The organism is Corynebacterium sp. HMSC28B08, from assembly GCF_001806865.1.
Classification (GTDB): Bacteria; Actinomycetota; Actinomycetes; order Mycobacteriales; family Mycobacteriaceae; genus Corynebacterium; species Corynebacterium auriscanis.
On sequence record NZ_KV786178.1, the window covers coordinates 52,561 to 65,609 of the forward strand.

10 protein-coding genes are annotated in these 13,049 nt (G+C 58.2%); 6 read left to right on the forward strand and 4 right to left on the reverse strand.

Annotated elements, in window-relative coordinates:
* Positions 1–515 precede the first annotated feature (515 nt).
* Complete coding sequence (locus HMPREF3098_RS08930) at positions 516–1,928, reverse strand: dipeptidase (protein ID WP_070434935.1); 1,413 nt, start codon at positions 1,926–1,928, stop codon at positions 516–518.
* Positions 1,929–2,442: 514 nt separating this feature from the next.
* On the opposite strand from HMPREF3098_RS08930, the gene groL reads away from it, so the two are divergent.
* From groL to ppk2, 3 genes are all read left to right on the forward strand, one after another.
* Positions 2,443–4,086: a chaperonin GroEL gene (gene groL, locus HMPREF3098_RS08935; protein WP_035114597.1), complete on the forward strand. Its 1,644-nt coding sequence runs from the start codon at positions 2,443–2,445 to the stop codon at positions 4,084–4,086.
* A gap of 645 nt (positions 4,087–4,731) precedes the next feature.
* Complete coding sequence (locus HMPREF3098_RS11570; protein WP_168156013.1) at positions 4,732–4,848, forward strand: PorACj family cell wall channel-forming small protein; 117 nt, start codon at positions 4,732–4,734, stop codon at positions 4,846–4,848.
* Positions 4,849–5,068: 220 nt separating this feature from the next.
* Positions 5,069–5,968 (forward strand): polyphosphate kinase 2, encoded by a 900-nt coding sequence (ppk2, locus tag HMPREF3098_RS08940; RefSeq protein ID WP_035114595.1) that lies wholly within the window; start codon positions 5,069–5,071, stop codon positions 5,966–5,968.
* Here ppk2 and HMPREF3098_RS08945 read toward each other — a convergent pair.
* The 3 genes from HMPREF3098_RS08945 to HMPREF3098_RS08955 form a co-directional block, all read right to left on the reverse strand.
* Positions 5,965–9,960: a Pls/PosA family non-ribosomal peptide synthetase gene (locus HMPREF3098_RS08945; protein ID WP_070434847.1), complete on the reverse strand. Its 3,996-nt coding sequence runs from the start codon at positions 9,958–9,960 to the stop codon at positions 5,965–5,967. The genes ppk2 and HMPREF3098_RS08945 overlap by 4 nt on opposite strands.
* Positions 9,961–9,989: 29 nt before the next feature.
* Positions 9,990–10,436: a MarR family winged helix-turn-helix transcriptional regulator gene (locus HMPREF3098_RS08950; RefSeq protein ID WP_035114593.1), complete on the reverse strand. Its 447-nt coding sequence runs from the start codon at positions 10,434–10,436 to the stop codon at positions 9,990–9,992.
* 309 nt (positions 10,437–10,745) lie between these two features.
* The gene (locus tag HMPREF3098_RS08955) at positions 10,746–11,051 is read right to left on the reverse strand and encodes a rhodanese-like domain-containing protein (RefSeq protein WP_070434848.1); all 306 of its coding nucleotides are present in this window, start codon (positions 11,049–11,051) and stop codon (positions 10,746–10,748) included.
* A gap of 112 nt (positions 11,052–11,163) precedes the next feature.
* Here HMPREF3098_RS08955 and HMPREF3098_RS08960 point away from each other — a divergent pair, with 112 nt between their 5' ends.
* The 3 genes from HMPREF3098_RS08960 (at position 11,164) to HMPREF3098_RS08970 (ending at position 13,043) form a co-directional block, all read left to right on the forward strand.
* Positions 11,164–11,772, forward strand: coding sequence for a DUF4178 domain-containing protein (locus HMPREF3098_RS08960; RefSeq protein WP_210385968.1), 609 nt, complete (start codon positions 11,164–11,166; stop codon positions 11,770–11,772).
* Positions 11,773–11,901: 129 nt separating this feature from the next.
* Positions 11,902–12,603, forward strand: a complete 702-nt coding sequence (locus tag HMPREF3098_RS11105; RefSeq protein ID WP_083284401.1) for a DUF2617 family protein — start codon at positions 11,902–11,904, stop codon at positions 12,601–12,603.
* Positions 12,604–12,623: 20 nt separating this feature from the next.
* Positions 12,624–13,043: a DUF4247 domain-containing protein gene (locus HMPREF3098_RS08970; RefSeq protein WP_070434851.1), complete on the forward strand. Its 420-nt coding sequence runs from the start codon at positions 12,624–12,626 to the stop codon at positions 13,041–13,043.
* The last annotated feature ends 6 nt before the right edge of the window (positions 13,044–13,049 follow it).

Genomic DNA, 13,049 nt, shown 5'->3' on the forward strand with positions numbered 1-13,049 from the left:
AGGGGGGGGAACATAGGGTCCTCTCTTTGCGTCTGCTAGCGTTACTACTTGGACGCTAAGTGAAGTTGGGATGATTGTCAATAGCTTTTTGTTGGTAGGGGACAAGAACTTCACTGTTCCCCCGGCTAATGAGGCACTGGGGTGGATTCCAGCGGTCGTGGAGACATGCCTTAGTTCTTTAATAGTCCTAGCAGGGCGGCCAATCGTTCTGCTGGGGGGTGGAAGTCGAGTGGCTAGCGGGGGTGCTGGTTAAGCTGCGTTGCCACGAGTTCAAGGTTGTGTTCGGTGTGAACTCTCGGGTTAGTTCCTTTGGGGAAGGAGTGGCGTAGTAATCCGCAGGTGTTTTCGGTGCTAACGCGCTGCCACTGTGGAGCTGGGTCGCAGAAATGTATTGGGCACCTCTTTTGACGAGGGTTTCGACTACGGGCACTCTTCCTTCAACTCGACTTTGGCCTAGAAGAACAAAGCTTTCTTCCTACATTTTTCTATTCTCATCCCGTTTTATCCGGCACCCTCTACTTGTCCGACTTCGCTGCACTGCGAGCTAAGAAAAGTAGCTCTGCAGTAGCGATCGCCTCAATCTCTGATGGTGCGACGGATTCGTCTGCCGAGTGAATACGGCAACTGGGCTCCTCAATGCCGTACAGAGCTAATTCGGATTCCGGGTACTTGGACAGCAGCTTGTTGGTCAGAGGAATGGATCCACCGGAACCGATCTCCACGGTCTGCTGACCGTAGACATCGCTCAAAGCGAGGGAAAGCTCCTGCAGGGCAGGGCCGGAGGTATCGGCACTGAACGCCTCGGCCATGGAGTTGCTTTCGATTTCCACGGTGCCGTTGACCTTTTGAGACTTCAGGTGGTCGATCAGCAGTTGCTGGCATTCCTGTGGCTCGCGCCCTGGAGGCACGCGCAGGCTGACAACCGCGGCGGCGTAACCGGGTACCGCATTAATCGCGTCATCCACCGACAGGCTGTCCAGGCCCGTGACGGTGAGCGAGGGGTTCATGACGGTTAGATCATTGGGCTTGAAGCCCTGCTCCGTGCCGATCACCTTGGCGCCGTCCATTACACCGGCATTCTTAGCGAACGTGGCCTCATCTGGGCCCACGCCCTCCCAATGTACAGAGGGCTCCAGCCCCTTCACTGCCACCAGGCCATTGTCATCGTGCAGGGTGCCCAAAAGCTTGATGAGCTCCAGCAGGGCATCGGGGGCAGCACCACCGAATTGGCCGGAGTGCATGGGTTGCTCAATCGTACGAACACTCACGGTCACGGGTGCGGAACCGCGCAGCGCGGTGCAGATGCTGGGCACACCAATAGCATCGTTGCCGGAATCGGCAATCATAAAGGTGTCCGCCTTGAATAGTTCTGGGTTGGATTCCAGAAGATCCTCGAGGCCATAACCACCGCGCTCTTCGGAACCCTCCACCACGATGCGAATGCCGATGTTCTTCAGCTCTTCGTGGCCCTGTTCGATGAGTTTGTCCATGGCTCGCAACACGGCCAGGTGCAACACCACGTGCCCCTTGCAGTCCGCGGTGCCGCGACCGTACCACCGGCCATCGCGTTCAGTCAGGGTCCAAGGATCGTTTGTCCATTCGGAAACGTCACCGGCAGGCTGCACGTCATAGTGTGAATACAGCAGTACGGTGGGGTAGCCCTCGGCCGCTTCGCGCACGCCGATAACCGCCACGGCACCATCGGTTGTATCGTGGCCTTCTACATCGATGCCCGCTTTGCGGTAGGCATCAATAACCCACTGCGCGGCATTGGCATTGTGGGCTTCCAGTCCCGGCACGCTGTGGACGGACTGGAATGCGACCAGTTCGGTGAGGGCTTCTTTCACGAAGTCCATCTGATCCGCGATGAGCGGTCGAAGGGCCTCCGCGGTGAACTTTTGGTTGCTTGCTGAAGCGTTATTAGTCATGTAAACCACTGTAGCCATCACTTCAGACAGCGCTCGCGGCCGGTTCCGGTTCGGCCGCGCGATCAGGCCGTATTGCGCTGGCGGTTGACTCCGGCTCGGCAGTTAACTGTTCGGACTGCACGCGCATAACTGTTCGGACTGCACTCGCATAACTGTTCGGACAGCGCTCGCGGTCGGATCCCATTCCCAGCCCATCCCCTACCACTACGATTACCCCATGGGAAATGGTGGGGGATTGGGCGAGGAAGGCGTCGACCCAATAAATCTTGCACTCACCGTAACCGAGTGCTAAAAACGGGTTTAGCACTTAGCTCAATCGAGTGCCAGATGAAAACAGTGGCAGTCCACGTTTTGACAACCCCAGGGCGCGGGCGGCCACAAGCGAAAACATCGACAAAAGAAACGATCAGATGCAGTGAGGGCGAAGATGGCGACACATCTTCACCCGTGCCGTCGCGGGCGCTGGATTTGAACCGCACGTGTCGCGTAACTCTACATGGAGGATCGAAGCCATATGGCTAAGATGATTGCATTCGACGAAGAAGCCCGTCGTGGTCTGGAAAAGGGTCTGAACACCCTGGCAGACGCGGTAAAGGTAACCCTCGGTCCGAAGGGCCGCAACGTAGTTCTGGAGCGCAAGTGGGGCGCCCCAACCATCACCAACGATGGTGTAACCATTGCCCGTGAGATCGAGCTGGAAGACCCATACGAGAAGATCGGCGCAGAGCTGGTCAAGGAAGTTGCCAAGAAGACCGACGATGTCGCAGGCGACGGCACCACCACGGCAACCGTGCTGGCTCAGGCGCTGGTGCGCGAAGGTCTGCGCAACGTAGCTGCGGGCTCCAACCCCATGGGCATCAAGCGTGGCATCCAGGCTGGAGTGGATAAGGTCACCGAGCAGCTGCTGAGCACTGCTAAGGAGATCGAGACCCAGGAGCAGATCGCTTCCACCGCTGGCATTTCCGCTGCCGATGAGGAAATCGGCAAGCTCATCGCCGAGGCAATGTACAAGGTAGGCGATGGTCAGCTCAACAAGGACGGTGTGATCACCGTCGAGGAGTCCAATGCTTTTGGTGTGACCCTGAACGTCACCGAGGGTATGCGCTTCGACAAGGGCTACATCTCCGGTTACTTCGCTACCGATATGGAGCGTGGCGAGGCTGTGCTTGAGGATCCATACATCCTGCTGGTCAGCTCCAAGATCTCCAACGTCAAGGACCTGCTGCCACTACTGGAGAAGGTCATGCAGTCCGGCAAGCCACTGCTGATCGTGGCTGAGGACATCGAGGGTGAGGCCCTGTCCACCCTCGTTGTGAACAAGATTCGCGGCACTTTCAAGTCCGTTGCCGTCAAGGCTCCGGGCTTCGGCGATCGCCGTAAGGCTCAGCTGCAGGACATCGCTATCCTGACCGGCGGCCAGGTCATCGCCGAGGAGGTTGGTCTGTCCCTAGAGACCGCGGACCTGCCACTGCTGGGTACCGCGCGCAAGGTTGTTGTCACGAAGGATGACACCACCATTGTTGACGGCGCCGGCTCTAAGGAGCAACTGGAGGGTCGTATCAAGCAGATCCGCCAGGAGATCGAGAACGCTGATTCCGACTACGACCGTGAGAAGCTCCAAGAGCGCCTAGCGAAGCTTTCCGGTGGCGTAGCTGTCCTGCAGGTTGGTGCTGCTACCGAGGTTGAGCTGAAGGAACGCAAGCACCGCATCGAGGACGCTGTGCGTAACGCCAAGGCAGCCGCAGAAGAGGGCATCGTTGCCGGCGGTGGTGCTGCGCTGCTGCAGGCTGCATCCGTTCTGGATGACAACTTGGGCCTTGAGGGCGACGAGGCAACCGGTGTGCAGATCGTTCGGGCTGCCCTGTCCTCCCCGCTCAAGCAGATCGCTCACAACGCAGGCTTCGAGCCAGGAGTGGTTGTGGACAAGGTGGAGAACCTGCCGGCTGGCCAGGGTCTGAACGCCGCTACCGGCGAGTACGTGGACCTGCTGGGCGCTGGCATCTCCGACCCAGTGAAGGTGACCCGTTCCGCTCTGCAGAACGCGTCCTCCATCGCTGCGCTGTTCCTCACTACCGAGGCCGTTGTGGCTGACAAGCCAGAGCCAGAAGCGCCGGCTATGCCAGGCGGCGACGAGATGGGCGGTATGGGCGGCTTCTAAGCGCCTAGCTGTTACTGCTAGCGGACGTCGTTCTTCTTTTTAGTCCGACGCCCCGCGCTAACCCGCGGTTGGTTGATCCTTAGGGGATCGGCTGGCCGCGGGTTAATTTGGTATTGCGCTTTCCGTGTTAAATGGCGGTGAAGTGAATTGCAGTTTAATTAAAAATTAATAAATTTTGCGGGGGTAACGCGGGCATTGTGCATGACGTTTTCATGCAAAATAACCGGCGTTAAGGCGGCGAAGTGGGCGCTCGTGTAAGAGGGTGGAAACTCACGCTGAACTGCGCACTCTATGTGATATCCAGTGGTGATCTAACCCCCTTTTTTGGGGTAATTCACGCTGATTGTGAAAAAAATCTAAAGCTATTCTCAGTGGTCGCTGCGTTATTGAACCGCAATCTACAACTCGGGAAAAATGGCACCTAACCTGCGGTTCTGTCAGGCAGTTTTGTGAGAGGCATAGCGTGCTGGGATCACACTGTGGAGGGGCTGTAGGGGAACTGGGGCAGAACTTCGCTTTTACCTGTTGTGTCCTGACAGAAATCGTTTATTGTATTCCCCAGACGGCCTCAACAGGGGCGTCATGCAAAGTGAAAATCAGTCGGCACAAAGTGCTGGCGCCTCTGAATCTCTAAAGGAGACCATAATGAACATCGATATCATCGAGCAGCTGGGTGACTTCTTCGCAGGCCTGGGCGACCTCTTCGGTGGCCTGTTCAAGGCTCTGGGCGTTGTCTTCAAGTGGGCCAAGATTGAGGCTTAATTTCACCGCCTCTGAGCTCTAGCTCAAAACCCAAAGACCCTAGCTTCGGCTAGGGTCTTTCTTTCATTTGCCAACAGTTGTGTCTGTCACTACCTCCATTTGAAGTAATGATTCTGTGGCAACGGGAAAACAACAGGCCGGCGGTTTAAACTGGAGGCATCGGGTGTGTAGTACCCAGTCCCCATGATTTGCCCTGATTTCGCTTGAGGAGAAACACGAGATGTCCGAGGATAACAAGGACGATTTCCACATCGTCGACCTAGCTGCTACCGAGGGATACCTCGTCGACGATTCTGACGAGGACGACCCAACCCTCATTACCCCGGACGGTCATCGGGTTGATACGTGGCGGGATGATTACCCCTATGAAGAGCGTATGAGCCGTGAGGAGTACGAGCGGACCAAGCGCAGCCTGCAGATCGAGCTGCTTAAGTGGCAAAACTGGACCAAGGACACGGGCCAAAAGCACATCATCCTCTTTGAGGGTCGCGATGCTGCCGGCAAGGGGGGAACCATTAAGCGTTTCAACGAGCATCTGAATCCCCGTGGTGCTCGGACTGTGGCTTTGGAAAAACCCTCCGAGCGTGAATCCACCTCGTGGTACTTTCAGCGCTATATCCAGCACTTCCCATGTGGTGGCGAGATCGTCTTCTTTGACCGTTCTTGGTACAACCGCTCTGGCGTGGAGCGCGTCATGGGCTTTTGCACCAACGATCAGCATGCAGAGTTCTTGCGTGAGGTACCAATGCTAGAGAACATGATCATGGGATCCGGCATTTCCCTGACCAAGCTGTGGTTCTCCGTCACGCGCAAGGAGCAGCGCACCCGCTTTGCCATCCGCCAGGTCGACCCGGTGCGGCAGTGGAAGCTCTCGCCCATGGATCTAGCTTCTCTGGATAAGTGGGATGATTACACCCGTGCGAAGGAAGAGCAGTTCCGTTACACGGATACCAACGAGTCCCCATGGATCACCATCAAGTCCAACGACAAGAAGCGCGCTCGTATCAACGCGATGCGCTACGTACTCTCCAAGTTTGAGTACGCAGGTAAGGATCACGAGGTGGTCGGGGAACCCGATCCGTTGATCGTCAAGCGCGGTCGTGATCAGATCGGCGACTAAGTTCCCACAATTTCAATCGGGTTGCCCTGCCACCTCGTGTGGCTGGGCACCTGATCGCCACGCATAACCAGCGAGGCCGGCCCCACAGAGGTGCCGTTGCCCAACACTGCGGCGGGCAAAGCAACTGAATGCGGTCCCAAAGTTGCACCTGCCCCCAAAGTCACCGTGTCCAAGCTCATCACGCGGTCCTGGAACAGGTGCGTCTGCACCACGCATCCCGGGCCTACCGTGGCCCCCGGACCCACCTCACACAGGTCGGCTTCCGGGAACCAGTAACTATCAATCCACGCACCTCGGCCGATTTTCGCGCCCAGTGCCCGCAGGAACATGTTCAAGCTGCCGGTCCCCATGGTGTGCGCCAGGAACCACGGACCCGCCACAGTTTCCACGAACTGGTCCTGCAACTCATTGAGCCACACAAACCGGCTCCACAACACGTGATCGCCAGATTTAATCTGTTGCACACACAACCACTTCATTGCGATCGTCATCACCGCGGCCACGAAACCAGCGCCCACCAGCACCAATCCGCTCACGAGAACGGCTGCCAGCAGCCCGTAGGTTGTCAAGGCGGTCTGCAGGGCAATTACTACTGCCCCTGCAATTACTGCCGACGTCATTGGGGCCAACAGGCGCAGAGTCTCAATGAGTCCTCGCGCCGCCTTGAGACCGCGGGTGGGATTGTATGTACGGTCGTCGCCATCGGTTTCTACTTCAACACGGCGCAAACGCTCCGGTGGGGAACCCATCCAGTTGGTGCCTGCCTTAGCTTTCTTCGGCGTGGAGGACAGTACGGCGACCAGGGAGTTCTTCTTCAGTTTGCGCTCCGGACCAGCAATGCCCGAATTGCCCAAGAAGGAACGTTTGCCCACAGTGGTAGGACCCACCAGCAACCAACCGCCACCACCCATTTCGTAACCACTGACCATGGTGTCGTCCGCTAAGAAGGCGCCCTCGCGGACATCGGCGAACTTGGGGAGCATCACAGCCGTGGAGATTTCGGCGTCGCGACCAATCTTGGCGCCCAAGGAGCGGAACCACAAAGGGGTTAGCTGCGAGGCGTACATGGGGAAAAGGTGTGTGCGGGCCGAATCCATCAGCCGACCGACTGTCCAGACTCGCCACCCCATGGCCGAACGCACCGGCCACACACCGGGTTTCATGCGTAGGGATAGCAAGCGTACTGCCAACCAAGTGAGCAGCGCGTACGTGCTGAACACAACCAAACCAGCGGGTGCTGCAAGGGCTAGAGCCCATGTGATAACCACGGCAGCAGACGCACCAGCTGAGGCAAACCACGAGGTGAAGAAGAGGTCCGCGATCACGCCCACAAAGATCGCGAGGAAAGGCAGTGCATCCAGTGCCAAGCTGGTGACCGCGAAACCGGCCACCCAACGGCGACGGCGCGGAGGTGCATGCTCGGGGAAGCGGTGGGTAGCGCGTCCAACGCGCTGGGCAGGTGAGCCCGCCCAGCAGGAACCGGCTTTGACCTTCTTTTTGCCCGTCACGCACGAACCGGCTTCGATGTGTGCATTCTTTGCAATTCGAGTGCCGGGCATGAGCGTGGAGCGGGCGCCCACGGAAGCGTTCTTGCCGATGGTGATGTCGCCAATGTGCAGCACATCGCCTTCAACCCAATATCCGGACAGGTCCACCTCTTGCTCGATACTGCAGTGATCACCCAGCGTTAACAAGCCCGTTACTGGTGGCAAGGTGTGCAGTTGCACCCCATCGCCTACAGAAGCACCCAATGCGCGGGCATAGTTGTTGATCCAGGTGGCACCAGATAGATTTCGGGCCCCGGAGGTATCCGCCACGCGCTCGGCGGCCCATAGCCGCATGTGCATAGCGCCTCCTCGTGGATAATCGCCCGGGGTCATTCCGGCCGTAAGTACACGGATGATCAGTGCGCTTAGTGGCAGGTTACCCAGCGGAGAGGCGAAAACGATGATGAGCAGCAATGATAGCCACCATGGCACATCCACAACCCACGGCTGCAACTGGGGTAGCGAGCCACTGATCCCGGAGATGCTCAATATGGAGTTGAACACTGCGAGCCACGCTACCCACCGCAGACCCGCCAATGTCAGCGCCGGTATCTGAATGAGTGCCTGGGCCAGGCGAGTTCCGGCGCCCACGGGCTTGGCAAGCTCTTGGGGTTGCTGGGAGGACATGTCGGTAGAGGAACCGAACCCCGGTACAGCCGCAGAATTGGAGATCTTCGGCTCCAGGAAGTTGGCGAATGCCTCCAGACGGGAATAGTCGTAGAGGTCGCGAACAGATACGGTGGGAGCGGCTTCACGGACCTGCCCGATGAGCGTAGCTGCGCCCAGTGAGGTGCCACCGAGGTTGAAGAAGTCCACATCCGCGCTGGTCACAGTAGTTCCCAGGGTGTTGGACCAGATATCTGCCAACCAGCGCTGGATGGGGTTTGCAAAGGTAGCATCGGCCGTATCGCCACGCGCGGGCAGAGGCCATGGTAGAGCCTTTTTATCCACCTTGCCGGAGGTTGTCACTGGCAGAGAATCCAACGCACACAATCGCGGAACCATAGCAGCCGGGAGGTTCTCCCTCAGTTCGCCGACCGCGGCGTCGAGATCGAAGGTAGAAGCATCCCCAGATTCCGGAGATACATAGCCCACCAGCACTTTATCGCCGGCACCGGTGGTTTGGACGACCACGGCAGCGCTGCGCACACCGGTGAGGGCGGTCAGGGCAGCATCCACTTCGCCCAACTCAATGCGGCGACCGCCGATTTTCACTTGATCATCCACACGGCCGACGAAGTATAGGCCGTCTTCCTCCAAGCGCACGTGGTCGCCGGAGCGGTATGCGCGATCCCAACCGAGGGAGGGCATTGGCGCGAACTTTTCCGCGTCCTTCACCGGATCCAGGTAACGGGCCAAACCCACGCCGCCAATGATGAGCTCGCCGACCTCGCCCATTGCCACGGGCTCACCCTCGGGAGTGACAACCGCCAGGTCCCACCCGCGCAGAGGTAAGCCAATGGAAACTGGCTTCACACCGTCCATTGTGGTGCCACATGCAACAACGGTGGCCTCGGTAGGGCCGTAAGTATTCCACAACTCGCGTGTTTCGGTAGCCAACCGCGCGGCCAGCTCCGGAGGGCAGGCTTCACCGCCGAAGATCAGCAAGCGTACTGCATCTAGGGCCTCGTCTGGCCATAGACCTGCCAGCGTAGGCACTGTTGATACGGCCGTGATATCGCGGGAAATCAGCCACGGGCCTAGGTCCACGCCCGAGCGCACCAGCGCACGCGGGGCCGGCACCAAGCACGCGCCATTGCGCCATGCGATCCACATCTCCTCGCAAGAAGCATCGAAAGCCACTGACAGCCCCGCCAGTACTCGATCCTCGGTGTTCAGAGGATCGTTGGGCAGGAACATCTCCGCTTCTGCATCTACGAATGCCGCGGCGCTGCGATGACTGACAGCAACACCCTTAGGCTTGCCCGTCGAACCGGAGGTAAAGATGATCCACGCATCTGTATCCAGCGTGGGGCCAAAATCCTCGGGGGTTTCGCCCTCTCTAAAGGTCGTTGCTTCGGCGGGGTTGGCGTGGGTTTTTTCTTCCGACGCCACCGCGTTCATCATCACCAGTCCCTCAGCGGTGTACATCGCTTGGACCTGGGCCTCGCCGAATACGAGCGCAGCGCGCTCTTCGGGGTCGTCCGCATCAACGGGGACATAAGCCGCGCCGGCGGCCATCGTGGACAGGATTGCGATGTACAAGGCGCGGTCACCCGAAGGCATGCGGATGCCGATGCGGTCACCGCGACGGATGCCCTTGCTATAGAGCCATTGGGCGGTTTCGGTGATTTCTTGCAGAAGTTCTGCATACGTGACAACGCCCCGGCCATCGTCAATGGCGGGGGCTTCTGGGAATGCCGAAGCCGTCGCACGAATGATGTCAATCAACGTGCGAGGCTCCGGTGCCTCGTGTGAACGGAGGTACCGGGCGGGGATGCTCACTGTGTGGAACCTTTGTACGTGGGGGCGGGTTAGTTACCTTCGCTGGAAATGATGGCTTGCGCGAGCTTGTGGAGGTGCTTGAGCTGCTTGGATGTGGACTCATCCAAGGCGGCATCCTCGGCTTTGGTGACTAATGGGCGCAGGGCATCGTGTGCCTTTACGCCTTTTTTGGTGATGGAGATAATTTGGCGCCGACGATCCTTGGGGTCCTTAACGCGCTTGGCTAGATTCCGCTTTTCTAAGGAATCCACCAAACGGACCATGTCGGAGCGGTCCACGCCAAGGATTTCACCCAACGTGGCCTGGCTAGCGGCATCCCCTGCAACAAGGCAGGTTAAAACCCAGTATTCACGTAGGTTGTAACCCTCATCAGCGAGTGCGGTTTCCACGAATTCGCGGGTGCGACGGCGCAGGCGCTCAAGCTGGAAGGAGGGGGAGGAGAGCAGGTCTGCAGGTAGATCGACGGATTGAGCCATAGGAGCGATAATACAACCTATTATGGGCTAGGTCTAATTGTGGGCATTGCCCACTATTTGAATGCCATCCGTGCATGACTGAGCGGAGCAACTCAATGACTTCGCTGCCTGCAGGGTGTGAATGCCATCCGTGCATGACTGAGCAAAGGGTCTATGGCGGGGATAGCTTCACAACTGAGTTCCGTCGCCACAGATTCTGGGTACCTGGCGGTGGGCGCCCCCCGGCAACGCTTCCTTCACCCGTCAGCGCATCCAGCAGGCAGTCCCTATCGGCTTTGGGGTTGGGCGCCCCGCAGGTATAGGGGGTGATTAACGGTTGTCTTCAATGGGCAGGCCGGCATCGCGCCAGCCCGAGGTTCCATTCGCTACATTGATGGCATCAATTCCGTTTAATTCCAACCACTGGGCCGCGCGTGAAGAACGCCCCCCGGACAGGCAAATCAGGTAGATATCTCGGTCAAGATCCAATTCGCCGTAGCGTGTTTGCAACTCAGAGAGGGGGAGGTTGGTAGCGCCCTTGGCGTGCCACTGCGCGTATTCGTCGGCTTCGCGGACATCGATCAGTTGTGCGTCTTCGGGGACTTCCGTGGGCTGTACTGTTTCGAATTCACTCATGAAACCCGAGTGTAATAGCACCGCGGAAGGCTAACCACCGTCTGCGTTCGGTCGGAGACCGGTCGGGTGCTCATCGAACAATGTGGCGGGCAAAACATTAGTATTGGTGAATATGAAATACGTGTTGCTAGCTATCGCCATCGCATTGGTATTGTTCGCCATCTACGCATTCTTCCAATCCTCTCAAAAGAAGAAGCAACAAGCCCAGCAGGAGATGGCTCCTCGGAGAGACCCGTTCGAGGGAGTACAGGGTGCCGAGCCCTACGGCCCGCAGAGCTTAGGGCCGGGAGCCGTGCTTAGTCGTGGCGGAGTAGATTATGTCGTCCGTGGCACGCTGACTTTGCAGCAAGGGCCGTACCAGTGGCAGGAGCACATGCTGGACGGTGGCAGTGGTACATCGTGGTTAAGTGTGGAGATGGACGAAGGGCAACTGGACTTGGTCCTGTGGAACACGCGCAAGGACCTCAGTCTTGATATGCATTCGAACCTAGAGGTAGAAGGGGTTCAATATCGGCGGGTCGAAGCGGGCCAAGCCTCCTTTACTTCTGAGGGAAACACTGGACTGCCGCCGCAGGGGCAGATGGAGTACGGCGATTTCAATGCTTCCGGCGACCGCCGATTGAGCTTGGAGCGCTTTAGCCCCGGCGCGATGTGGGAAGTATCCTTGGGCGAGGCAATGCTGCCCGGTGACTTCGTTGTTTACCCTGCGCCCCGCAGTTAATCAGACCCTGCGCCGCGCAGTTAATCACACCCTGCGCTCCGCAGTTAATCACTCAGCCGCGGGCGAGTAACAGCTCGCCGACAGCTTTTATGCCACCTTTCAACAAGACAGCGCACGTATCGATCTTTCATGCTCTTAACCACCACTCCACTCGATCTAAAGTCTTCGGACCTTGGGGTTCGGTTCGGCGCTCCCATGCCACCATCCGTTCTAGCTGAAATCACGGTTGAACCGAGACGCACTCTACCGGGATCGCGCTACGGCAATGGCCGGCGCTTGCACTTGGCCATCATCGGCGGATCACATGTTGCCACTATCTATGGCGCGGATAATTCCGTACAGCTTCGAGAGGAACTGAGTTGCCATGCTGCGGAAAGCGGGCGGCGGTTGGAGCGAGGCGTCGATAAAGAAAAGGAAGTAGGCCTGCATTCTTACCGCTTTACGGTGGCACCTATGGAATTGGCGGAGTCAGAGTTTCGGCAGCTCGTGCGGTTTTTGCAGAAGAAGGGCGGGGCGGATCCGCGGAGAGTTGGAGAAGAGCCAGCCACACATGTGAGAGATGGTCACGCGCCGCATCTCGCAGAGGAAAAGTGGGACCGATGGCTGGTCGGGGAGTTCCCGGGTGAAGAGCCGGGGCATATCACCGCACTGGCCACGACGTGGCACGATCCTGGGCAGGTGCAGTGGAAAACCTGGCACCTCTATCCCCACGAACGCGTAGCAGTGATTAGCCGGTCAACATTCACCCGGAGGGATTGCGCAGAAAGAAAGTCTGCAGCGTCGTTAAGCTATAGGGAAGCGGCAACGTTTCCGAAGAACACCCGCAGTTGACGAAAGGACCAAAAGCGATCATGAGCTACAAAGCTTGGCGAGTAGTCGGTATTCTCGCGATCATCGGTGCTGTGATCGCTTTCGTGTTGTTCTTGGGTGCAGCGAAAAACCCGCAGAACTACATCCGCGATAACTATCAATCCGCAGGCTCTAATACTTACCGATGCACCGGGGATGCCAAGAAAACGGCAGATCAGATTGCCGCGGCAACTAACCCCAAGGCGCGAGCGACCGATTCTGCGACGGGTGAGCACTACTTGCGTTACAGCAATAAGATCGTGAGAGTCTCCCAGCAAGGCCCTACTGGGTGCCTCATCACGGTGGAATCGGACAGTCGCTATCGGTCGGGCGGATTCATTTACCTCGGCCCTGGATTCAACCCCTCGTCACCTTCTGGATCATCTGGCGGGTCGTCGGGCTCAGGCGGTGGCGTGAAGTGATCACCG